Origin of the sequence: Paraprevotella xylaniphila YIT 11841, from assembly GCF_900683745.1 — a bacterium.
Lineage (GTDB): Bacteria > Bacteroidota > Bacteroidia > Bacteroidales > Bacteroidaceae > Paraprevotella > Paraprevotella xylaniphila.
Genome location: NZ_LR215980.1, coordinates 851,924 through 877,387, shown reverse-complemented (window position 1 = coordinate 877,387; position 25,464 = coordinate 851,924). Strand labels below are relative to the sequence as shown.

Genomic DNA, 25,464 nt, shown 5'->3' with positions numbered 1-25,464 from the left:
ACCAAATGCTACTGAAGGCTGATTTTCAGCCACGGCGTATGGGAAAATGTCCGAAAAAGACGGCTGATTCAGTACGATGCAACAAAACGACCTATATTTTGAACCAAAATATCCTACGTCAAATGATGCCGATTGCCTATCTTTGTCTAATCATCATTCGTTATTTGAAAGAAAAACCATGGATACCGTAAAACTAAAAGTCAATTTCCAAGCCTTATGGTTCATCGTTCCGACACTGTTCCTGTTTTTTGCCTCGTGCCTCTACGCACAAGACCGTCAATACAAATTCCGCCTTATCGATGCTTCGGACGGACTTTCGGACGGACAGATCCGCAGCCTGACGATGACGGAAGAAGGTTGTATCGCCATCAAGACCGGTTTCATCCTGAACATTTACAACGGTGCCACGTTCGATCGGTTCCCGTACGACAAGCAGCGTAAATACACTTGGGCATACGACCGTCCGCCCAAAGAGTATTACGACCGCGAAGGACGGATGTGGCTCAAAGAGTTGGGCTACCTGCTTTTGCTCGACATGAAGAGCGGGCAATATGATTATTCCGTCTCCGAGGTATTGGCGTCCATGGGGATAAACCGGCGGCTGAAGAACCTGTTCGTAGACGATTACAAGAATTATTGGTTCGTGACCGAAGACAATACCGTCTCCTTCTACGACGTGGAACAGGGGCGTTTGCGCACCATTGAGGATGGTGGCAGTGAATTTACCCGGAAATACGGTGTTCCGGTGGAAATGACGCAATACAAGAACCTCTGTTGGATTGTATATGAAAGCGGACTGATTCGCTACTGGGACTACTCTTCGGCCGAGTTTGTATCGCAAGAGACACGTTTCCTGCATGTCATCAACCAGCTTACCGACCGCATATACTTGCATCCGGATGCCCAAGGAAACATCTGGCTGATGTATAATAACGGGCTGTTTTTCTACAACCGTATGGAACGTACCTGGAGGGAGGCGTGCGGCATCAGTGGTCTTTCCAATTTCTTCACGTGCATGGATTTGGACAAGGACGGCAACGTATGGGTCGGCACGTCCAAATCCGGCCTCCGTATCATCGATGCCCGGACGTTCAAGGTGACCACGCTCCCGACATTGGAACTGACCGACGGCGGGACATTGGAAAACGATATTTATACGGTATTTTCCGACCGGAACGGGGGTATATGGGTGGGCACCCTCTTTCAGGGTTTGTGTTATTACCATCCCAGCATGCAGAAGTTCTCTCTCGGCCACACGGTGAAGCGGTATTCGTCCGTTACCAACGAGAGCATCCGGTGCTTTTTGGAGGATGTCGACGGGAATATACTTGTCGGAGGTGCCTTCGGACTCTTCCGTTTCCGTCCGTCCACCGGTGAAATGGAGCAAATGTTCAAGGCCGAACCGAATGACATTTGCCTTTCCGTCTTTAAGGACAAGGGCGGACGTATATGGGTGGGCACCTTCCTACACGGTTTTTATTGCATTGAGGACGGACAGGTCCGCAACCTTCTCCGTTCTACGGTGAATTGGGAACAAGACCCTAACCAGAACATATCCCGTGCTTTGTACGAAGACAGCGAAGGCCGTTATTGGGCCAGTGTGACCGGCGGGGTCGGACGTTTCGATCCGGCCACGGGAAAGATTGCCTATATGTTGCACGACCGTCATCCCGAACTCCGTTCATACGCCGTGGTTCATGCCTTCTATCCGGTGGACGGCCATACGTTCGCCGCTTTGGGCAACAGCGGCATCTACTATTACGACACGCAGAAAGACAGCGTGTGGATTCCGGACTTTCTGAAAGAACAGCGGTATGCCGACACCAAATATTTCTGCATGCTGAAAGACCGCCACGGCGTGGAATGGTTCGGGACGGAAGACGGCATCTTGGTGTTTGACCCTCGCCACAAGGAGGCCACGGTACTGACCGAGTCCGACGGATTGCCCAACAATGCCGTCACGGCTTTGTTGGAGGACAACGAAGGGACGGTATGGGCATCCACGTTGAACGGGCTTTGCAAAATCGCATCCCGTGATGACCGTAGCGGCAAAGGTTTTTCCGTGGTGAGTTATGGGGAAACCGACGGGTTGCAAGGCGGAAAGTTTTATGAGAATGCGGCTTTGAAAACCCGCTCAGGCCTCTTGTTTTTCGGTGGAGCGCATGGATTCAATTATTTCAATCCTTCGGAAATCCGGTACGACCGGAGCGACAACCATCCCGTCTTCACCCGTTTCTATCTGTTCAACCACCCGTTGAAAGTGAACGAAACGTACAACGGGCATGTGATTCTGACACAGACCGCAGACCAAACTTCAGAAGTCCGGCTCCGTCACGACGAAAACTTCATTATGATAGAATTTTCAGGTCTGAATTACGTCAACCCTTCGCACACTTACTATAAGTATAAACTGATGAACTACGACAAAGAGTGGAACGAAGTGGTGGCCAACGGGAGCGGACGCGCCACCTATACCGGATTGCAGCCCGGTGAGTACAAATTCGTGGCCTATACCGCCAACGGAGACAAGATTTGGGGGAAGACACCGGCCGAAATCACCATCGTCATTGCGCCCCCGTTCTGGGCGACGGCATGGGCCATCGCGGTGTACGTCGTGCTGGCTGCCGGTTTGATGGTTTGGTCGTGGAGAAGGTTCCGGAGGCGGGCACAGCTCAAAATCCGGATGGCTCAAGAAGCTAACGAACGGAAACAGCGCGAAGAGCTCGACCAGATGAAGTTCCGCTTCTTCACGAACATCAGCCATGAGTTCCGCACTCCCCTCACCTTGATTCTTACGCCTTTGGGGGCACTCATCCACGATACGGGCGAACCGGAGCTGAAAAAGAAGTTGGAACCTATTTACAATAATGCGCGCCGTCTGCTCAGTCTGGTGAACCAGTTGCTCGATTTCCGTAAATTGGAAATGAAGGGCGAGCGTCTCAGGTTGAAGATGAACGACATGGTCTTTTTCTTGGAAGAAGCTGTCAGGCAGTTCACCGACTTGGCGGCAAGCCGTGAGATAGAACTTTCCTTCGAGCCTAAGGTGGAACGTCTTTTCATGAATTACGATTCCGACAAGATGTATAAGATGCTCAACAACCTGCTTTCCAATGCCTTCAAATTCACCTCCGCGCACGGACAGGTACGGGTCACGCTGGAGAAGGTATCGGAAGACGGACGGCCGTATGCGGCGGTCAGGGTGGAAGACACCGGATGCGGTATTGCGGAAAAGGATTTGCCCTTCGTTTTCGACCGTTTCTATCAGACAGCCACGGAGGGACAACCGGCCGGGCAAGGCAGCGGCATAGGTCTCCATCTGGTGCGCGAGTACGCCAAACTGCATGAAGGAAAGGTCACGGTGGAAAGTCGGACGGGAGAAGGCACGGCCTTCACCCTGTATATCCCGACCGACCTGCATGGCGGAGGGGCGGCACCTGCGGCAGAAGAAAAGGCGGAATACCGGGACGAAGAGAGCGAAATCCACGACATGCCGCCCACGGAGACGGGAAGGAAGAAGATTCTGGTGGTGGAGGACCACGACGAATTCCGTCATTTCCTGGTGGAGCAACTGCAAAAGGACTTTTGTGTGGTGGAAGCGCGAGACGGCGTGGAGGGCGAACAGGCGGCACGGACGGAGTTGCCGGACTTGATTGTGTCCGACCTGATGATGCCCCGCATGGACGGCATGGAACTGTGCCGCAGGCTGAAAGGCGACATACAGACCTCACATATCCCGTTCATCCTGCTTACGGCCCGCAGCTCCGATGATTCGCGCATCGGGGGATACGAAGCAGGGGCGGATTCTTATATCTCGAAACCGTTCAACTGGGAAATGCTGCAAGTGCGCATCCGCCAACTCATCGAGCAGAAAGAACGGCGGCAAAAGATGTTCCGCAAGTCCATCGACGTGTCTTTCGAGGCCATCACCACGACTCCGGTAGACGAGAAGCTGATGGAAAAGGCATTGGAGTCCGTCAAGAAGAACATCAGCAATCCGGAATATTCCATAGGCGACCTGAGCTTGGACGTGGGGATGAGCAAGACCCAGTTGAACCGCAAGGTACAGTCTATCGTAGGCATGACCCCCTTGCAGTTCATCCGCTCCGTCCGATTGAAACGGGCAGCCCAACTGTTGAAGACCACCGGATGCAGCGTGAATGAGATAGCCGACCTCACGGGATTCAACACCATCAAGTATTTCAACCTGCATTTCAAGGAAGAGTTCGGCATGACACCGACACAGTTCAGGGAAAAAGAAGGAAAGGCGTAAAATGACGTAACAATCGGATGAAATCATCCCATCCCCTCGCCTGCCGTTAGGCTACTTTTGTGGTAGAAATCAAACGATGTGCCATGGAAGCAAAAAACGACGAAAAAGGACTGGCCGCGTGTTACGTACGGCAAAAGGAGGCTTTGAAGCATTATATCGCATCCCGCATCGACCGCCCCGACGAGGCGGAAGACTTGGTGCAGGATGTGTTTGAAAGATTATGGAGCCACAAGGACTTCATACATCCTGAGGCCGTACTGACTTTGACGTACAAGACGGCACGTAACCTGATAACCGACCGACAGCGAAGATACCGCAAGGAAGATGACGTGTATGGCGAACTGCTTTACACGCAAGAGTCCCTGCAAGACACGACGGAGGAAAAAGTCTCTTTCAAGGAATTGAAACTGATGTTCGACCGTTTGGTGTTTGCCCTGCCGGAAAAGCGGCGTAAGGTGTATTGCCTGTCTTTTTTTGAAAACCTCACCCTTTCCGAGATAGCCCGTGAATTGTCTGTCTCCAAGCGTACGGTGGAACAGCATATCTTGTTGGCGCGCAAGGATATTAAGGCGCAGTTGCGAAAGGAATACTTCAGATATGGGTGAAGCGTATGGAGAAACTTACATTTGTACGTTTTAGAGGACTTTAAGCTATCAAAAAGACAGTTTTTCCGGAATCCTCCTATTTCAAGAAGAAGGGAAAAAGGACTTTTCAGGTCTTTTTTCCGCATATTTATACGGTATAAATACAATATTATGGCATAAATCCTGCATATTCGTGCTTTTTTCTCAGCCGAACGGTAAATCGTTCGGCTGAAAGCGATTTTTCATTCTCAGCATATTGTGCATCCATACTCTTCCAAAAGGGGAATCCGGAGGCTGAAAACGGTTGGAAAATGCCCTTTGAGGGGTTCTTCAGACGCTAACTGAAGAAAATACGTCTCGCAAAAACGGAATCAGAATGTTCCGGAGATTCGCGTCCGGCTAACAGGCCAACTGTTTTCTTCCGTACTTCATTCCTTGTAGCCGGACAAAAAGAATGTGAAAACAAGTCTATGCTTACAAAATATTAAAATTCCATCCTCACGAGAATAGCGTATTTGTTTCCGGCTTAGAGCCTAAGGGCAAATACGCTATTCTCATGAGGGTGGAAGTGACAGATTGACAAAAGTCAACGTTTTATCCTGATAACCGTGAAGGAATAGGCCGGCATTTCGTAGGGGAACTTCTCCCCTATTTCCATTGCGCTTTCCACCGGTACGGCATCCGTATCGGACGGACGGCCCGCAAGGACTGTCCGCTGCCCCTCGGCTTGCCGACCTGCCAACGACGGGATTTCCACATCCGCCTTGACCGCCACCGGAAGCAGGTTCACCAATTTCACGACAAGGTCACCGCTTTCGCCGTCTTTCACCACGGAAACGCCCACGCGGCTGCGCACATCATGCCTCCGGTTGTCCACCGTCAGCGTGGAGGGCAGGTATTCGCTTCCGGCGTTCTGCCCGTACATCTTTTGCACGTAGTAGTCCACAGTGGGTTTCACTTCCGTGTTGTTGAAGTAAATCAAGTCCGGCCTCCACTGCGTATGCCCCTCCTTGGCCAAGAGCGGAGCGTATGATGTCATGCTCACCACATCGCCGTTGCGCTCCACCGAAGTCAGGAACAAGGCAGCCGCCAAGGCCGTTTCGATATTGCTCGGCCGTCCCGGGGCATGGGCCGCATACTCTCCCAGATAGACCTTGGACTTGTTGCGGTCGTAGTGGTCGTAGTAATCTTGGTTGTAAATGAACCATCCCGGCGTGTTGTAATTATGCTCGTCCACCATGGGCAACTTCAAGCGGTCGGCCAAAGCCCATCCTTCCTCATAGTCCGTGCCTTCGCTGAAAGGTCCCGTCGTACCGATGACCGTGATTTCGGGATATTTCTCCCGGATGGCCTCATAAATCATCGTAAACCGTTCCGTAAACACGCGGCTGATGAGGTCTTCGTTGCCCAAACCTATATATTTCAGGTTGAACGGTTCGGGATGTCCGGCCTTGGCCCGTTCGCGTCCCCATCGTGTGGTCTTGACATCGCCGTTGGCGTATTCTATCAAGTCCAACACGTCCTGCACATATTGCCCCATCTCTTCCATCGGGATACCGCCCTGCTGTCCAAGGCTCGTCACAATGTCCTTGGAATGATGGCTCGGCCCTCCGATGCCTGAGTTCTGGCAGGGCACGCCTGCCGCCACGACCGGTAACGGTTCGGCACCGATGTCCTCGCAGAACTGGAAATACTCGAAGTAGCCCAAACCGCGCGTCTGGTGGTAGCGCCAGATGTTGGCCGCAGGCTTGCGGGCTTCCAACGGGCCGATGGTTTCTTTCCAATGATAGATGTTGTCCACCCCGTCCCCATGGGCCAAGCATCCACCGGGGAAGCGGACGAAGCGCGGACGGATGTCGGCAATGGCCTGAGCCAGGTCGGCACGCAACCCGTTCTTCCGTCCCTTGAACGTCTTTTGCGGGAACAATGAAATCATGTCGAGGGCATACCGTCCGGCAGACTGCGGGATGATGACGAGCCGGGCCTGAGCGACGGTGGCCGTGGCTTTCAGCACGGCTTCCCGTTTTTTCCAGGTTTTGGAGGACAACTTGACGGTGGTCTCGGCCACGGTCTTTCCCTGTGGGTCGACCAGACGTACCACGGACTTTCCGCCTCCCTTGCCGTCAGGTGTACAGGTAAAAAGCGAAAAGTCGTACTTCTCGCCTTCCTTCACCGCAATGCCGTCGAATCCCGTATTTGTGAAGCTGCCGCCGGGCTGCGCCACGTCGAGCACGGCGTAATGGGGATTGTTGGGATGAACGGGCTGTTCCGTGGACACGTCAAATGTCATGCCCTTGCCTTCCACGCTCCATGCGTAGCGGCTGTTCCAGCTCTTGTCCTTGTTACCATCGGTTTCGGAGTACTCGAAATCCCGGTTCTGCACCAGTTCGGCATACAGTCCGCCGTCGGCTGCATAATTCAAGTCTTCAAAGAACACACCAATCAAGTCCTCACTGATGGGCTTTGCCCGGCCTTCGTCCACGGTAATCCGCGCACTAACCGTTTGCAGTCCGGCAAACCGGGCCGCGTCATGTTCTGCACGTTCCCCGCGTTGGGCGTTGAGGGCAGAACGATATACGCCATGCCGTTCCAATCCTTCCACTATGCCGTACGGCACCTTCAGTGCAAATCCCGCGATAGTCTTGTCGCCCACTTGCACGGTGTCTGCCACCGGCATACGTGCGTTTTTCACCTCATGGCGCGATTTCTCGTCTGCCATGAAAAACTCTTGAGGTTTCCACCGTATCAAGTCTGTTGAAGAAGAACTGCCCATCGCGCTGCCGTCCGGGGTCAAATCCCAGAAGCAATGCCACCGCCCGTCCGTCCGATCCTGTACCAACTGCGGGCGGTACACATGTTTCCAAGGACCGAAGTCGCATTTCAGGAACACCATGCCTTCGGCCACGTCGTGCCATTGCTCGCGATCCGTGCTCCATACAAGTTGCATGCCGCGCCGCCCGTTGTCGTTCACCGTAGGATACGGAAAAACATACACGGAGTCCGGTTGTGCCGCCCACGTAGGGACAACAAAAAGATTGACAAAAGCAATACTTAAATAAATATTATTAAAATTCATGTTGACTGCACATTATGATATTTTTCTTCTTAATATAAAGGATAGCTGTGGGTAACAGGAGTCATGATGAAAGTGAAATCATAATCTCCATACGGCAGGCGGAATTCCGGTTCGGGCATGGCACTCCAACTGTCGATACAAGCCAATCCCATCTGCACCTTGTCTATCAGCACGTTGGTCAGGTCTGCCTTTTCCACTTCCTGCGAATGGCCTTGTTTCTTCACCGGCCCTTCGTCCAACGATTCGATGGTGTAGTGCAGGGAGGAAGCCGAGAACGGAGCATCGGCCACGAACTGCAACCCCGTGCCTTTCACGTCGAGGACTTTCCACCAACGGATGTCTGTTTTCGTGCCAGTCTCTTGCGGACGGATGTAGGGATAGAACTGCTCGTCTACGGTCTGGTGATAAATGCCAAGGTCCGTACTGTGGTTGCGGTTGCTGTAATTCTCCACCGGCCCGCGACCGTAGTAAGACACGTATTCAAAATCCTTGGGCATGACTAACTGCATGCCGAAGCGGAACATCTCCGAAACCTTTTTTCCCTTGTCGGCCACCATCTTTTGGTTGACCCTTACGGCTCCTCGGTTGTTGATGGTATAGGTCAGGTAAAGTTTGGCCGACACGTTTCTCATGTCGTATTCTGCCGACACGACAACCTGTCCGTCTTTCGTTTCGTGTTTTAAAGACGTGAGATGCAGGTCGGGATTTTTCCAAGCCGCGTATTTTTGTTGCAGTTTGGCACCGTAGTCATTGTCGGTCGGGGCGCGCCAGAAGTTCGGGGTCAGCGCATCGCCTTTCCGGATGAACTCTGTCCCGTCTACAGCATAACGTTCCATGTATCCGGTCATCTTGTTGAAACGTATCCGGAAGTCCTCTCCCGTGATAATCAGATGGGCAAGATTACGGTCGTTGACTTGTGGGACGGCATCCGGAATGTAACGCAGGCTTTCGTTCTTCAACACCATGTCCAGTGCCTGATAAGGCCGGAGTTCAATTTGTGCCTTGGCCACCACGTGGCGTGCCGGAAGAATTCCTTCCCTGTCCCGTTGCAGGTATCTCACGTTGAGCAACCATTCGCCTTCCCCGTCAGTTCCGCCCCAGTCCAAGGTCATCGTGGCGGTTTGTTGCGGTTGGCAATCTATCCGTTCCACCGTTCCGCTGCGCACGACTTTCCCGTTTTTCAGCACGTCCCACTCCATGACGTATGCCGAAAGGTCGCGGAAGAAATTCTCGTTGTATATCTTGATTTCGCCTTTCGACAAATCTCCGGGCGTGGTCCAGATGTTCTGGTAGAAGTACCTCACTTCATGGCTATGCGGGTTCGGCACACGGTCGGGGCCGAACAGGCCGTTGTCCATGTAGTTGTCATCTTTCGTCTTATAATCATCGAAATCCCCGTCGTAACCGTATATCATTTCCCCGTTGCGACCTGTCCATCTGGGCGACTGGTCCACCCAGTCCCAAATGAAACCGCCTTGGAACTTGGGATATTTTCGGATCAGGTTCCAATAGATGTTGAAGTCGCCCAAAGCGTTGCCCATGGCATGGGCATATTCGCACATGATGAAAGGTTTCTGTTTGCTCTCGTCCTCGCAATATTTGATGCAACGGGAATAAGTGGGATACATCGGGCAGTAGACATCGGTGGTGGAACCGGTGTCGTAAGCCTGTTCAAAGTGGACGAAGCGACTGGGGTCTTCTTGTTTGACCCAATCGTAACAGGCCTCGAAGTTCGAACCGTTGCCGCACTCGTTACCCAACGACCACAGGATGATACTCGGATGGTTGAAATTGCACTGCACGTTGCGTTGGTTGCGTTCCAGATGTGCTTTCTTGTAGCTCGGTTCTTTGGCCAACGTGGTTTCCTTGAATCCCATGCCGTGGCTCTCCAAATTGGCTTCGGCCACAAGATAAAGGCCGTAACGGTCGCACAGCTCATACCAGTACGGGTCGTCCGGGTAGTGACAGGTCCGCACGGCATTGACATTGAACTTTTTCATTAACTGCACATCTTGGAGCATCCTCTCGCGGGTGACATACGAACCGCCGTCGGGATCCATCTCATGACGGTTCACCCCCTTGATGAGCACGGGCTGCCCGTTCACCAAAAGTTGGCTGTTCTTGATTTCGATTTTCCGGAATCCCACTTTTACGGGTATGACTTCGTGGATAGTGCTACCGTCCTTCAGTGTGGCCCTGAGGGTGTAGAGGTAGGGGGTCTCTGCCGTCCATTTATGCGGGCTCTTCACCGCCATGGTCACAGACCGGTTTCCTGTTCCCCCTACCTCTTCCGTGCAAACGGTTTCCCCGTTGGCATCAAGTAATTCAAGCGCAACATGGGCTTTGCCTTTCACGTCCAGACGGACCTCCAATGTCCCGTCCTGATACCGGTCGTCCAAGTCGGGAGTGACCCGAAGGTCTTCTATCCGCTTGGCGTTGCGCACGTAGAGGTAACAGTCGCGTGATACACCACTGTAACGGAAGAAATCCTGATCTTCCAGGTAACTGCCATCGCACCAACGGAATACTTGAAAGGCCAACAAATTCTTCTGCCCCGGTTTCAGGTAAGGGGTCAGGTCGAATTCCGCTGCCATCTTGCTGTCCTCGCTGTAACCCACAAACTTTCCGTTGACCCATAGGTACATGTTGGAAGACACGGCACCGAAATGGGCGATGATGTCTTTTCCTTTCCAGTCTGAAGGAATCACCACTTCACGGCGGTAGGAACCTACGTGGTTGTTTTCCACCGGGACATGGGGCGGCTTCTTGAACGTGCGTCCTTCATAGCCTTTCCATCCGAAATCTATTCCCGCATACACCGGGACATCATAACCGTTCAGTTCCCACACGCCCGGAACCGGGAAATCTACCCAACCCTTGTCGTTGAACCCCGTTTTCCAGAAGCCTTCCGGACGTGCGTCCGCATGTTCCACCCAGTTGAATTTCCAGTTCCCGTTCAGGCTCATGAAGTTCTCGGAAAGTTCTTTCATTCCTTTTGCCGTCAGTTCCGTACTTTCGTAGGCAAAAAAATCGGCGTGCATGGGGACACGGTTGACGGCGTTGATTTCAGGGTCCTGCCACTCTTTGAAGGTTTGTGCATAGGCATGGCATGCGCATACGCCTAATATTCCCAATAATATTCGTTTCATCGTATGTCGATTCTGTTTATGAATGTACATGGTACAATCTTTAATTATAGACTTGGAATGACTTGTTTTATTGTGCCGTCTTCATTAAAAACCACGCGATCCATGCAGACTTCGCGGTGATAACCCGCTTCACGCCCCATCGTGATGCCGTCGGGGAACTTGAAGCGATGGTAGACGACGTACCATTCGTCTGTGCCGGGCACCTGCAGGAATGACTGGTGGCCTGTGGCGTAGATGCCCTGATCGGGCTTTTTGCAGACTACCACCCGGCTTTCCGACGGGTCAATCGGGCCGACAGGAGACTTGGAGCGTACGTAACGGACTTCGTAGTCCGCGCTCCGCGTATCGTTTTTAGACCATGTGAAATAATAGTAACCGTCGCGGTAGAATACATAGGGGGCTTCACTGTAATGCCGGTCGTTGTCGATGAGTATCTTCGTGGTGTTCGGTTTGACGGATACCATGTCGTCATTGAGTTCACACACGGCCATGTAATAGTTGCCCCAGTACAAATAAGTCTTGCCGCTCACGGGGTCAGTGAAAACGTCCGGGTCGATGTTCTGCCCGCGTTTCATTCCGCTGGGTCGTTCGCGGCTTATCAACGGTTTTCCGCTATCACGGAACGGTCCTTCCGGACGGTCGCCAACAGCCACTCCGATTTGCCGTTCTGCCGTATAGTAAAAGTAATATTTGTAACTGCCGTCTGTCTGCTTTTTCTCTATGATGCAAGGTGCCCATGCGTTCTTTTTCGCCCAAGACACGTTTCTCAGATCCAAGACAACGCGTTCTTCTTTCCAAGTTTTCAAGTCGGCAGACGAGAAAGCCTTGAAACTCGTGCCGCCCCAATTCGGAATACCGTCCGTCGTGGGATAAACGTAGTATTTTTGCGTTTGCTCGGAATACAGTATTTCCGGGTCGGCATAATAACCGGGGAACAGGGGATTTTTCTGTATGGATGCCGTGGAAACGTATTTTCGTTTGTTCTTGAGCCAGTAAGCTTCAAGCTTGTCGGCCTCCTCGGCTGTCAGATGCACCACGGCCCCATGCTTGGGAGCGTTGAAATTCGTGGATTTCATCACTCCTTCGTTGAAACGTCCCAAGTTTTTAAACGTGATGAAGTCCGAAGTTTCGGTAAAGGCAAAATTGTGCGGCGTGATACTATATACATCGTACATCAGCACCCATTTGTTCTCTCCGAGACGTTTCCATACCGTGGGAGCCTCGCAAGATTTCGGTTCAAAGTCGTACCAACGCGGATCGTATTCGTAGTCTCCACTGATACGGTCGGAAACAGCCTGCTTGATACCCGGCTGTCCGTCGTGGGGCACATAGAAAAGATGGTACTTATCCCCTACTTTGGTGATGTCGCCGTCGATGGCCGAAACCGTTTCGTCCGGGTATTCGTAAAGCAGTTGGGGCAGGCTCTCGATACGGTCGAAATCATCGTTCACGTACACGTAATACAGTTTGTTGCGTTCGTTGCGGAAGCGCATGGTGTAGTAAATCATCAGTTTGCCCACCCGTTCGTCGTAGGCAATTTCGGGTGCCCATGCGCAACCTATTTCACTCAATCCGGCTGTCAGTTGGTCAAAACGGATGTTGGCGCGTTTCCAGTTTACCAAGTCCCACGACTTCATCAGCACCAACCCCTTGTTGTTTCCCCAACCGTACATGTTGCGGTCGCGCTCCCACTCCGTTTCGCGGAAACCGTCACGACGGGCAAATACGTGGAGGTCGGTCATGGCCAAATAGAATGCGCCATCTGGCCCACGATAGATATAAGGGTCACGTATCCCTCTTTGGTAAGCAATCGTATCACCGGCTAAGACAGGTTCCCCGTCGTTCAGGACCGTGAACGTGTATCCGTCGCGGCTCAATGCCATGTAGAGCCCGTGCGTTTCGTCCTTGTGGAACACCATCAGGTAGGCACTCAAGTCTTTTTCCTGCGGAACGGCGTTTTTATAACGGAACCGGTGGAAAGCCGCTTCACCCTTCCCGATGGAAACCAAGCCTATACGCAAGGCATAGAAACCCTTGTAGGCGTTGTGGTGCATGCCGGACACATCGATGCCTTCGGCCAGTGTGGCCCATTCCTTTCCGTCCTTTCCAACCAAAATGGAGACGTGGTTGCCTTGGTTCTTTATCCGTACCGTGAACTGTCTGCCTAACGTGTTGGGCATTTCTGTCTTTTGTCCGGCGTGCCGGTAGACGGTGAACGTCTTACCGTCCGATACCAGTCCGGCGTATGCTTTTTCGCTATAATAAAGCAGGAGTCCGGCTGTATTGTTTTTCCCGACCGTGACTTCAACTTGTGTTTCATAATTCTTGTCTTCCGCAGTAGTGAGCAACAGGCGCCCGTCTGCCGGGGTCTTGCCTTTGGCTTTCAGCCGTAATGTCCGGTTTTCGAGGGTCACGGCTTTCGGGGCATATTCTTTCCAGAACGTCCATTGCAGGCCTAATTCTTTCCCCGTGAAGTCATCGGAAAGTTTTAGTCCGTGAGGAATGGAAGCATCTGCCTCGGGAAGCATGCCTGTGGACTTGGCACGACACCATCCGTCCGGTGTCCACTCAATCGGTTCGATAAGGGTTTGCCGTCCCAACGTATGGTAACCTTTGGCGTATGCGTGGTACACCACCCACCAGTTTCCGTTTACGTCGTCTATCAGTGTGCCGTGCCCTTTAGACCACCAGCTTTCCCTTTCACTGTAAGTATGCACCAACGGGTTGAACGGAGAGTTTTCCCACGGACCGAGTACGCTTTTCGAGCGTGCCGTCACGACCATGTGACTGGTGCCCGGTCCGGCAGTTCCGCCTTCGGCCGACGTGAGGTAATAATACCCGTTGTGGTAATTCAGCTTCGGAGATTCCAGGTACATGCCTTCTGTTCGCCAGTTCCGGGGATAGGGCCAACCGTCGTAGACCTTTTTTACCTCGCCCACCGTAGACAATCCGTCGTCGGAGAGCTGCACGACTTTGCCTTCGGAAAGATAGAGGTAACGTTTTCCATCCGCATCGACCACATGTCCGGGGTCGATGCCTTTCACCTTTAAATCTACCGGTGTGCTCCACGACCCGAGGATGTCGTCTGCCCATATCACCCAATTCGTCCCTGCGGCCGGATAATAGATATAATACCTATTATTATATTTCACCAAATCCGGTGCCATGGCCGAGCCTTCCCATTGTGCCATGGCACGGCATACCGGTTCCCAATGTTCCAAGTCTTGGGAATGCCAGATCAGGAAGCCCGGCGCATAATAAAAAGGAGAATGCGTCATGTAGTAATCCTTCCCGTCGCGCAAGATGGAGGGATCGGGATAGTCTCCGGCAAGGATGACTTTGGGAAAGTCCTTCGCTGACGAATTCCATACCATGAGAAAGAACAGGAACAATGAAATAACTTTTTTCATAAAATCATGTTTGGGTTTGTGATGTGATACATTATTTAACAATATACTTTTTACCATCTACAATATAGATGCCTTTACGCAACCCTCTCAACGCATCCGTGCGTTTCACGCTTTGGCGAACCATGCGTCCGGTCAAGTCGAATACATCCACTTCGTCCTTTCCATCAGGATTACCATTTGAAATGCCGTGGATATTATCACCCTTGTTCTGTCCGACATAATAGAGGCGGAAGTTGTCTGCCCACCAGTATTGCCCGTTGCCTCCTACGACTCCGGTTCCCCGTACACCGATGACTACCGTACCGTTTTCCACATACACCTCCGGGATGACCGTGGTCGTGGAAAGTGCCCCTTGGGCTACGTCCCATTTGCCCTTATCCCCATTGAAAGGCGCATCCGTGAACACGCTGTCCGAATACACATACACCGTACTATCAGCTCCTGTACTACTTTCAACAGTTTCAATATCAATTTGGCGTGTCAAGGCAAACAGTTGGATAAGTTCAGGCTGTTTTGTGCAATAAGTTGCGGCTTCTACACGATAAGCTCCGTCTGGTAAAGCCACTTTACCTTCTTGGTTTCCCATATTGCCCAACACTTGGGAATAAACATTGGGTGTGCCGATATTATGTGCGGCATTTCCGGACCAACTCCAACAACTCAGCCATGTATCACCTGATAACTGGTCGGTTCTGGCCGGAGAATCCGCAGTACTCGTGCACTCCCAACCATCGACGAGGGTGTTTATCGGGGAACCGTTTACATCCGTCGCGTCTTGATAGACATTCGGGTTCACAATGAAACTGGTCATATCCAACGGATGATCTACACTCACTTCTGCCAATACTTCCGGAGTCATTGCTTCCACGCATGCCATCTTCAAAGCCTCCGTATTCATGTCGGCATCGATTTCGTCGAAATCATCGTTTTTCAATAATTCCACCACAGCCTTATAGGCTTCATTATCAGACAAACCACCGATTTGGTCTGCCAAGGTTTTGGCTTTGGCCATAGGATAGCACAAAGCTATGGAGGCTCTTAAAGTTTGCATACAGCCGTCAAGGGTTTCTATTTTGGTCTTGATTCTTTCATCCAAATAGTTATCCCAACTCATGTCTTCGGCATAAACCATAGCGTCTTCCAAAGCAACCGAGAAATCAGCCGTAGGTTTAGGCTGGGCGTATGCAAGCCCGTCTCTTATCTGGGCATCCAAAGCAGAACCTTCGCTTAACAGCGGTGTGATGGTCTTATAGTGCTTTATGATACTGTCAGCTTCTGCATTCAAATCATCCAAGTCTTCAATAGCCATTTTAAGTTCCTCTACGGTGGCATGTCCTATCAATGACGGATAACCTTCCTGCTCATCCAAAGCAATTCCATAAGTATCGCTGTCGTCAATTCCTATTTCTACTATCACCCCATGCTTTGAATATGCTGAATCCAAACGGACTTGTAAGCGGTCGCGGTAGGCACTGATTACATCTTTCTTTATGTAATAAAGGCGGAAATTATCCGCATTCCAATCCTTTCCGTTCCCGGTTACGGGGCCGTCGCAAACGACACCGATGTACAGTTTACCGTCACGTACCTCAAAACTGGACACTTCGGTCGTGGTACTGAATGTCTCGCTGGCGTTGTCATAAAGTGCCTTGTCAGCATTCACCTCGGCAAAAGCAAAATCCATACTGTCGGTAGAGGCATACAAATGCACACTGGACGGTTCCGTATTGGTCCACGTGGCGGCTTTCAGTGTATACAGGCCGTCCGGTAGCTTGACGGCACCATCCGAATCGCCTCCTATCAGTTGGCTGTAATTGGATCCCGTAAGGCGGCTTCCTGTCCAACTGTTACATATCAATCCTTTGTTACCTGTGCCTTCCGGAGTGGTATACCATTTTCCATCGGCACTCCCTTTCTGGCACTTCCAACCCTCAGGCGGTGTCATTTCAGACGTTTTTTGGTAAATATTGGGATTGGTGATGAAACTGGTAAGTTCTATCGGATTCTCATCAGAAGCTCCTTCCAAAAATTCCTCTGTCATGGCCGGGAGACATACTGCATTCAGCGAAGAAGTCGCAGCAGCGGCTACATCATACGTAATTTCTTCCTTACCGGAGAGCAAAGTTTCCACTTGGGCATAAGCTTCGTTGCCTTCCAATCCACCTATCCTGTCGGCCAAATCCTTTGCCTTTTGCAGGGAATATGCCAAACTGATGAACGTAGTGGCTTTCGCCGTGGCGGCTTCCATATCGGCAATACCTTGTTCCACACCGTCTTTCACTTCGTTCAATGTAGATAGTTGTAATATGCTTTGGGCCGCTTCAATTCCATTTTTCAAGTCCGCCCTCACGGCATCTGCAACCTGATAAACACCGCTTTCCATTTTGCCGTATATATCCTGTGCCCTTGCGATGCTGTTACGTAAAGTTGCCCCATGGGTACACAAGGTTTGGGCCAAAGCCGTATGCTCTTCTATAATGACGGTAGCTTGTGCGATTTCGCTTTCAGGGGTGGAAGCATTATATTCCTTATACTTATCGATTATCGGTGACAATTCTTGAGAAGCTGTAATCCCCAAGACCTGAAGAGAATCCTGCAGGAACTCCAACTTGTTGAGCTTTACGGCAAAAGCATCGAAAGCCGTACCTTCAATGTACAGTTTAAAATTGTCCCAACAAGTCCATGTCCCTCCGGCATTGGTGGTAATGGCGATACCCATTAGCATTTCCTTCCCTTCGTTCACGGTGAAAGTAAGTTCGTTCCAATAACTTTCCGGATATTTTTCACAATAGGCATGCATGCCTTCCATCCCGTCCGGCCATCCGTTTCTTTGGTTTGCCACGCTCCCATCTTTCGCTTCGCTATAAAGTGATTTCATTTTTACAGAATCCGTCCCGGCAAACAAGTAAGCCTGAATGACCTCCGTCCCGGCTTCATAACCGGCACCGTTGTCATTTCCACCCGCACGGTAAAAACCTTGCACTGCCAATTTGTATTTTCCGGCTTTCAGGCCCATGACTTTTTGGGAGGCCGAATTTTGTGATTGGTAAAGCTCTGCATTCTGGAACGTTGCATTTACCGCAGGAAGTATGGTTCCGGATTCCCACCCTTCGTTCGTACCGGTGGAGAAATCTGCGTTCACGATGTACGTATCTGTTACATCAATCCAATTTTGCGCGGAAAGCATGCCGCTGACGGCCAATGCCATGGCAAAAGTAGCTATCCCTCGCCGTGTACCCTGCAAAGGGCTACTCTTAAAAAAGTCTTTTTTCTTCATAACGAAATTCAAGGTTCTATTAGTTTTACCGTAAGACGCAGCCGAACCGATATAACTGCGAGACCGGACTGTTTTCTAGATAGTTTTATATATAGGACGAATGATGGGATGAAAATACCTAATTGGACCTCGAAATTTTAACATTTGACTCGAAATGCCTATTAATTATCAGGAGAAAGCGAAACAGGCATACTTCCTTTACTGTTTTTTTCGTACCTTTGCGCCCAAATTATGAAGTTAGGCTGTTTTCCTACATATAAATCAAACATACACAAGAAGAAACCAATGGAAGAATCAAACAAATCCGAATTAAAAACAGAGTTGATATACGGGTTGAACGATCGGCCGCCTTTACGCGAAACTTTATTTGCAGCCCTGCAACATTTATTGGCCATTTTCGTGGCTATCATCACCCCACCGCTTATCATAGCCGGAGCTTTGAAGTTGGACATCGAGACGACCAGTTTTCTGGTTTCCATGGCATTGTTTGCTTCCGGCGTATCCACGTTTATACAGTGCAAGCGAATCGGAGGTATCGGTACGGGATTGCTGTGCATACAGGGCACGAGCTTTTCTTTCATCGGTCCTATCATCTCTGCGGGGCTGACCGGAGGTCTTCCCGTTATTTTCGGGGCTTGCATGGCGGCCTCTACAGTAGAAATGTTGATTAGCCGCTTATTGAAATATACCCGTAAAATCATTACGCCGTTGGTTTCCGGTATTGTCGTGACGCTGATTGGCATGAGCCTTATCAAAGTGGGGATTACGGCCTGCGGAGGCGGTGCGGTGGCCAAAAGTAACGGGACTTTCGGCAGCTTTGAACATGTCGGCCTGGCGGCTTTGGTTCTGTTGCTGATTATTTTCTTCAACAGGAGCTCGAACCGTTACTTGCGTATGAGCTCGATTGTCATCGGACTTGTCATCGGTTATGCGGTGGCTTGGTGTATGGGGTTGGTGGACTTTTCTTCGGTACAGAGTTATGGAGGGTTCAATATACCTGTACCTTTTAAATACGGCTTGTCTTTTGACTGGTCGGCTTTTATCGCTTTGGGACTGGTGTATTTGATTACGGCGATTGAAGCCTACGGCGACATCACGGCCAATTCACTCATCTCGGGAGAGCCGGTAGAGGGAAAGACGTTCGTGAAACGGGCTTCCGGAGGGATTTTGGCCGATGGTTTCAATTCCATGTTGGCCGGAGTGTTCAATTCCTTCCCCAACTCAGTCTTTGCCCAAAACAACGGGATGATACAGTTGACTGGAGTAGCGAGCCGTTACGTAGGATATTATATCGCAGGATTCCTTGTCTTGCTAGGACTTTTCCCGGCCGTGGGTCTGGTGTTCTCCTTGATGCCTGAACCTGTATTGGGCGGTGCCACGCTGTTGATGTTCGGCACAGTGGCTTCCGCCGGAATCCGCATTATTGCAGCCCAGACCATCGACCGCAAAGCCACGTTGGTGATGGCATTGAGTTTTTCTTTGGGATTAAGTGTGGAATTGGTGCCCGAGATTCTTTCACAACTTCCGGAAACGGTGAGAAACATATTCTCGTCCGGAATCACGACCGGTGGTGTCACAGCTATTTTGGCCAATGCCTTGATTCGCATTAAAGAATAGGTAGAAAGGAAAAGAACGGCTTTGGGCAAGGGTAAAAACAACCGGATAGAGGAAGAGCAGCGTACGGTAGAATTGATGATTCGTCTCTACTGCCGCTACAAGGAAGGCAACAGGACTTTATGTCCGGAGTGCCGTGAAATGTTGGATTATTCCCGTGCACGTCTATCACGGTGTCCCTTTCAGAAAGATAAGCGTACGTGCCGTCTTTGCACCATACATTGCTACCGTCCGGACATGAAGCGACGCATCCGGAAAGTGATGCGATATGCAGGTCCGCGTATGTTATGGTATCATCCCCTGATTGCTTTGCGGCATTTATGGCGGGAATATAGGGGATAAAGCTACGATTATTCAGAAGGTTTTTGATAATAATAATACCACCAATACGTATTTCCGTACATGCGCCGGCATTGGTTCGAGCGTTCCGTCGCATGGGTATATTGCATACCGTAGTGGAGGAAGTCGTTCAGATTTGTTTCTATTACGCTGTTTTTGTACGTAATGGCCGGAGTGGTATGCAAACGGTTATATAGAATGAGAGCCTCTTTGTAATGTAACGGGAGGTTGTCGTTCACTTCATGGCAACGTGGTAGTACGGTGACAAAAGCATCAAGGTTCTTGTCCAACAGATAGGCGCAGAGCAAATAATCTTTTGCGGCAGCAGTGGCCGAAGGCCGTTGTGACAGAAGCTCGAGAAACTGAGTGTTGTCTTTCATATTTTTCCCCGGCTTCCCCCCTAAATGTTTGTATAAGGCATTCGTCCAATCATGAGTGTAGGTTGTATCAGAAAAACTGGGCAACAGCCCTTGGCTACCGTTATATTGAGGAAAATCGAAAAGCTTCTCGCCTAAAAGGTTCTCACGGCTTAGTGCAAACATTCTCATGGCAGTCAGGCTCCGGTCTGCCTGTAATGATTTGGCTCCTACTTGCAACGCCAATGAGTCCTGCCCTTCGACGAGGCATCTCTCGGCTTTGAGCCGGTAGTGGTATACATCTTTCGTATTGGCTATGCTGTTTACCATGCAGAATTGCAACGCAAGCCATAGGAAATTCACCCAAAGGAAGGAAAAAGCATTCTGTTTTCCGTTTTTACGGTCCGGGAAATGCAGGGCTGTCCATGTCACAAGGATATACAGAAAAATGCAGACCGTGAGCCATATCCAATTAGTGGATAATTGCACATTCCATCCCGTTTGAGGAACAATGGACGTAAGCAATCCCAACACGACGCACGACGGGAAATAATAGAGCGCATGGAAACGCAACGGATATACCATTATCCGCCGAAAAACTCCCTGCAATAGCAGTAGCAGAAGGGTAATGACGACCGCTCCCCACAACGGAGAATAAACGGTCTGCCCTTTCGACAACAAATGTTGTGCGGTAGCCAATAAGTCAGCCTGCATCACAAACAGGTAAAGCAGGGAGAACAAGGTGAAAAGAGAACCGCATACCCATGAAATCATGCGTGCGGTTCTTTTCTTATATGTCGGTTTGTACATCCGGAATCCAGTTTCAGTTTATTTGTTTTTACTCTTATTCATTTTCCGTCTTTTTATCTTCTTGCGCCCGACGGAGTACCATGGCGGAACGTGCCGGAAGATAGAGTTTGAGCCATCCCTTTCCATCCCGGGCCAGAAGCGGGTCGAAGTTGGTCAAGTGGCGGAGGCTGTCATCATTCAATCCGTGTCCGCCGAATGCCGGGGCATCAGTGTTCAGCACCACGTCGTAAGCCCCTTGAGGCACCATGAAGCCGTAATCCGTATACGAACGGGCATAGCTGAAGTTAAAGACAAATATGAGGTCATTACGGCTATAGGCCAATACCTGGTCGCCATCGTTATGCCAGATTTCCGTCACGGGAGATTTCTGGATATTTTTCTCCTTGCCAATAATATCAAGCATTGCTTTGTCGAAATCGCCTAAGTAATGATAGCACAACTCTTTATTGTCTACAAGATTCCACTGTCTCCGTGCATACTTGTGACTCCATCCGTTACCTTCACGCGGAAAATCAATCCACTCCGGATGACCAAATTCATTACCCATGAAATTCAGATAACCGCCGTTGATGGTGGAAGCCGTAAGCAGACGAATCATTTTATGCAAGGCTATACCGCGTTCTACGGCGTAGTTCTCATCTCCTTTTTTGAAGTGCCAATACATGTCGGCATCTATCAAGCGGAAAATGATAGTCTTGTCGCCCACCAAAGCCTGGTCGTGGCTTTCACAATAAGATATGGTCTTCTCGTCAGCCCGTCGGTTCGTTACTTCCCAGAACATGCTGCTGGGTTTCCAGTCCTCGTCCTTCTTTTCCTTGATGGTCTTTATCCAATAGTCGGGAATGTTCATGGCCATGCGGTAGTCGAACCCGTATCCGCCGCTTTTGAACGGGGCAGCCAATCCCGGCATGCCGCTCACTTCCTCAGCTATGGTAATGGCTTTGGGGTTGACTTCGTGAATCAGCACATTAGCCAACGTCAGATAACAGATGGCATTGTCGTCCTCATGCCCGTTGAAATAATCCCCATAGTTGCAGAACGCCTCGCCCAACCCGTGGCTGTAATAGAGCATAGACGTGACACCGTCGAAGCGGAAACCGTCGAAATGGTACTCGTCCAACCAGAATTTGCAGTTGGACAATAGGAAGTGCATGACCTCGTTCTTGCCATAATCGAAACACAAACTGTCCCAAGCAGGGTGTTCACGCCGTCCGCCCGAATAGAAGTACTGGCAGGGGTCACCGGCAAAGTTGCCCAAGCCTTCCACTTCGTTCTTCACGGCATGGGAGTGCACGATATCCATAATCACGGCGATGCCCCTTTTATGTGCCTCGTCGATGAGCTGCTTTAGTTCCTCCGGCGTACCGAAACGACTGGAAGCGGCAAAAAAACTCGACACATGGTAGCCGAAACTTCCGTAGTAAGGATGTTCCTGTATGGCCATGATTTGTATGCAGTTGTACCCGTCTGCAGCGATGCGGGGCAGCACCTTTTCACGGAATTCATTGTAAGACCCTACTTTCTCCGCATCTTGCGCCATGCCGATGTGGCATTCATAAATCAGCAAGGGAGCCGTATTGGGGCGGAAAGTCTTCTTTTTCCATACGTAAGGCTGTTCGGGTGCCCAGACCTGTGCACTGAAGATTTTGGTCTGTTCGTCTTGCACCACGCGGCGGCACCATGCCGGAATACGTTCGCCGCATCCGCCTTCCCAATGTATTTTCAACTTGTAAAGGTCGCCGTGCTTGAGGGCTTTGCCGCGCAATTTGATTTCCCAGTTGCCGGTGTCCTTTATCCTTTTCAACTGATATTTCGGCGATTCCTTCCAATCATTGAAATCGCCTATCAAATAGATTTCGGTGGCATGGGGCGCCCATTCGCGGAACACCCACCCCGTAGCCGTGCGGTGCAGGCCGAAATATAAGTATCCCGAAGCGAAGTCCGACAAAGAGCATTTCCCATTCTGTGTGAGTTCTGCGATTTTGTCTTCCGCATGCCGGTGGCGACCCACGATAGCGGCTTCATAATCTTTCAGCCAAGGGTCGTTTTTAATGATGTCCAAAGTCTTTGGACTTGACTTTACTGTTGATTTTGCCATAATAAGAATAGAATTAAGGTGTTATTTTTATTGTTGGTTCCAATCATCCGATACCGGAATTTTAAAGACGGCTTTCTTCAAAGCTGTCGGTGTTACGCCCGGCGCGTGTGCGTCTTGTGGGAAAAAGATGGCAAACATGCCTTTCTTTACGGTGACGAAATTTCCAGGGCACTCTTTATAGAATGAAATGTCTTTGGTTTCATCGTATGGTGTAGGCTGCAATTCTTTTAAGGGGGAATATCCCATGGTTTCATCGCCCGTGAGAGGTATTTGTATGTCTACCATTTTCCTGTGCGATTCGAGAACGGCCTGGGAAGAAGCCTTTGGAGGGACGGTCTGCACGTTTACGAAGCATCCGTCGGCATCCCATTCAAAGCGTCCTTCCGGTAAAGCTTGCAAATCGTGGCTTTTCAAAAAGCCGATGACCGTCTTCAATGTAGGGAGAAGACGGGTATAATCTTTCAGGTGCGCTATGTCATCGATAATCATAATGTCAGGGGTTTATCGTTCTGTCGGTGCAAATATAGACGTTTGTACGAATATCTCATTCATTTTTCAGTAACTTTTTATGCCTTTGGAGCACTTTCAAGAGATCTTCATGCACTTTTCCGTTCGAGGCGAACACTTCCTTGGCCCCGAGGCAATCAGGATTGCCGTCAAATCCAGTCATTTTACCACCTGCTTGTTTCAAGATGATGTACCCCGCCGCAATATCCCATGGCCCTATGAAAGCCTCCACGCGGGCTTCAAAGCGCCCGGCTGCAATATAGCAGATTTCTGCGGCGGCCGCGCCCATAAGCCGCAGCCCTCCCACATGGCCGTACAAGTCTTGTATGAGGCCGAGGGCGAAAGAGCGGTAGTTCTCTGCTTTATATGGGAACCCTAATTCAATGAAAGATTGGTCGAGCACACTTTGGTCGCTGACGTATATCTCCTTGCCGTTCAAATAAGCCCTACTGTCTTTGTTGGCCCAAAAGAGTTCTTCACGGCCGCATTCGTACACTACGCCCAACAGTATTTCCTCACGGTTGCGCAAGGCAATGCTCACGCAATACGGCATGCAGTCATGAATATAATTGCTCGTCCCGTCCAAGGGATCCACCACCCAACAATATTCCTGTTCTTCCAACGAACCGGACCCTTCTTCGGCAATAAAACCGGCTTCGGGGAGCAATTCATGCAACCTCTCCACGATATGTTTTTCAGATGTCTTGTCCACGTACGACACATAGTCATGTGCCGCTTTCTGCTCTACACGGCTACGGTCAAAAGAAAGCCGTTCTTTTTTTAAAAACTCACCGGTCTGTCTGGCCAGTTTCTTGACTTCCTCGGTCAGAAAATCCAAGTCCATTTATGTTCCTCCTATTTTACTATCACTCCGTGGCTGTACTCTCCTTTTTGGACTATATTGCCGTCCTTGTCTTTCATCACGAAAGGGCCGTCTTTCTCATTGTCCTTGAAGTTTCCTTCGAAGCGCATACCGTTTTCATCCTCCATGATGCCGGGGCCGTTCTTCTCTCCGTTCTTGAACATTCCCTTGAACTTCGAGCCGTCTGTCATACGCAAGATGCCTTCCCCGTCCATTTGTCCGTCTTTCCAGTTCCCTTCGTAGGTGTCGCCGTTGCTCCACACGTATTTTCCCTGTCCGTCGCGTTTGTTGGCTTTCCACATGCCGGTGTACGATGCGCCGTTGTGCCACGTGAACGTGCCTTTACCGTCTTGGAATCCGTTCTTGAACTGGCCGACGTACTTGTTGCCGTTGGCAAAAGTGAAAATGCCTTCACCGGTACGTTCGCCCTGTACGTAACCGCCTTCATATTGGTCGCCATTGTGGAATTTGTACACTCCCTTCCCGTGCTGCACGTCGTCCACCCATTCTCCGGTATATTTGTCCCCGTCGGCATAGTTGAACGTACCTTTGCCGTTGCGTTGGTTGTCTTTCCACATGCCGTCGTACCATGAACCGTCGTTCCAGTCGAAGATGCCTTTGCCGTTTTTTTGGTCATTGCTCCATTCTCCCCGGTAGAATGCCCCGTTGGCGTATTTATATTCCCCGTAACCTTCCCGCTTGTCGGCTTCCCAATTACCTTTATACACGTCTCCGTTGTAATAGTACATGGTGCCCTGTCCCTGTTGGAAGTCGCGGAACCACAAGCCTTCGTATTTATTGTTGTTCATGAAATAATATATGCCATGCCCGTGTTGTTGGTCTTGAAACCATTCGCCTTCGTATTTTTCTCCGTCAGGGAATTTATACACGCCGTATCCTTGGCGTTTGCCTTTCACGTATTCGCCTTCGTAAGAGTCCCCGTTTTTGAAGTGGGTGATGCCTTTGCCGTAGGGTTTGCCTTTGAACAGTTCCCCCTGGTATTCCGCACCGTCTTTAAAAGTATAATTTCCTATTTTGATTTCTTGGGCGTAGCCTTGCAGGGCAGGCCATAACAAAACTATGCCGAAGAGTTTGTGTTTCAATCCCATTGC

13 protein-coding genes are annotated in these 25,464 nt (G+C 50.5%); 4 read left to right on the top strand and 9 right to left on the bottom strand.

The window, feature by feature from the left end:
- Positions 1–178 precede the first annotated feature (178 nt).
- Positions 179–4,270 (top strand): hybrid sensor histidine kinase/response regulator transcription factor, encoded by a 4,092-nt coding sequence (locus E0E47_RS03475; RefSeq protein WP_232038318.1) that lies wholly within the window; start codon positions 179–181, stop codon positions 4,268–4,270.
- Positions 4,271–4,353: 83 nt separating this feature from the next.
- Complete coding sequence (locus E0E47_RS03470; RefSeq protein WP_130892896.1) at positions 4,354–4,875, top strand: sigma-70 family RNA polymerase sigma factor; 522 nt, start codon at positions 4,354–4,356, stop codon at positions 4,873–4,875.
- Between the two features lie 565 nt (positions 4,876–5,440).
- On the opposite strand, the gene E0E47_RS03465 is transcribed toward E0E47_RS03470, so the two are convergent.
- From E0E47_RS03465 to E0E47_RS03450, 4 genes are read right to left on the bottom strand one after another with little or no spacing between them, the layout of a single operon-like run.
- Entirely contained in the window at positions 5,441–7,930 is a 2,490-nt protein-coding gene (locus E0E47_RS03465) for an alpha-L-arabinofuranosidase C-terminal domain-containing protein (RefSeq protein WP_130892895.1), read from the bottom strand.
- A 29-nt stretch (positions 7,931–7,959) separates the two neighbouring features.
- Positions 7,960–11,079 carry a glycoside hydrolase family 2 TIM barrel-domain containing protein gene (locus E0E47_RS03460; protein WP_130892894.1) on the bottom strand — a complete coding sequence of 1,040 codons (3,120 nt, stop codon included), beginning with the start codon at positions 11,077–11,079 and terminating at the stop codon, positions 7,960–7,962.
- A gap of 44 nt (positions 11,080–11,123) precedes the next feature.
- Entirely contained in the window at positions 11,124–14,489 is a 3,366-nt protein-coding gene (locus tag E0E47_RS03455; protein ID WP_130892893.1) for a family 43 glycosylhydrolase, read from the bottom strand.
- A gap of 31 nt (positions 14,490–14,520) precedes the next feature.
- A complete protein-coding gene (locus E0E47_RS03450; protein ID WP_130892892.1) occupies positions 14,521–17,766 on the bottom strand; it encodes a T9SS type A sorting domain-containing protein in 3,246 nt (1,081 codons plus the stop codon).
- A 285-nt stretch (positions 17,767–18,051) separates the two neighbouring features.
- Between E0E47_RS03450 and E0E47_RS03445 the strand changes: the two genes are divergently transcribed.
- Positions 18,052–19,383, top strand: coding sequence for a nucleobase:cation symporter-2 family protein (locus E0E47_RS03445; protein ID WP_040603101.1), 1,332 nt, complete (start codon positions 18,052–18,054; stop codon positions 19,381–19,383).
- A 21-nt stretch (positions 19,384–19,404) separates the two neighbouring features.
- The gene (locus E0E47_RS03440) at positions 19,405–19,722 is read left to right on the top strand and encodes a nitrous oxide-stimulated promoter family protein (protein WP_008629146.1); all 318 of its coding nucleotides are present in this window, start codon (positions 19,405–19,407) and stop codon (positions 19,720–19,722) included.
- Between the two features lie 8 nt (positions 19,723–19,730).
- Here the strand turns inward: E0E47_RS03440 and E0E47_RS03435 are convergent, their stop codons facing one another.
- From E0E47_RS03435 to E0E47_RS03415, 5 genes are all read right to left on the bottom strand, one after another.
- The gene (locus tag E0E47_RS03435) at positions 19,731–20,849 is read right to left on the bottom strand and encodes a DUF6057 family protein (protein ID WP_232038317.1); all 1,119 of its coding nucleotides are present in this window, start codon (positions 20,847–20,849) and stop codon (positions 19,731–19,733) included.
- Positions 20,850–20,919: 70 nt separating this feature from the next.
- Positions 20,920–22,983: an alpha amylase C-terminal domain-containing protein gene (locus tag E0E47_RS03430; RefSeq protein WP_130892891.1), complete on the bottom strand. Its 2,064-nt coding sequence runs from the start codon at positions 22,981–22,983 to the stop codon at positions 20,920–20,922.
- A 27-nt stretch (positions 22,984–23,010) separates the two neighbouring features.
- Positions 23,011–23,472, bottom strand: a complete 462-nt coding sequence (locus E0E47_RS03425; protein ID WP_008629149.1) for a NanQ anomerase/TabA/YiaL family protein — start codon at positions 23,470–23,472, stop codon at positions 23,011–23,013.
- A gap of 55 nt (positions 23,473–23,527) precedes the next feature.
- Positions 23,528–24,334 carry an inositol monophosphatase family protein gene (locus E0E47_RS03420; RefSeq protein ID WP_008629150.1) on the bottom strand — a complete coding sequence of 269 codons (807 nt, stop codon included), beginning with the start codon at positions 24,332–24,334 and terminating at the stop codon, positions 23,528–23,530.
- A gap of 11 nt (positions 24,335–24,345) precedes the next feature.
- On the bottom strand, positions 24,346–25,461 hold the full coding sequence (locus E0E47_RS03415; RefSeq protein ID WP_008629155.1) for an MORN repeat-containing protein: 1,116 nt from the start codon (positions 25,459–25,461) through the stop codon (positions 24,346–24,348).
- Between the last annotated feature and the right edge of the window lie 3 nt (positions 25,462–25,464).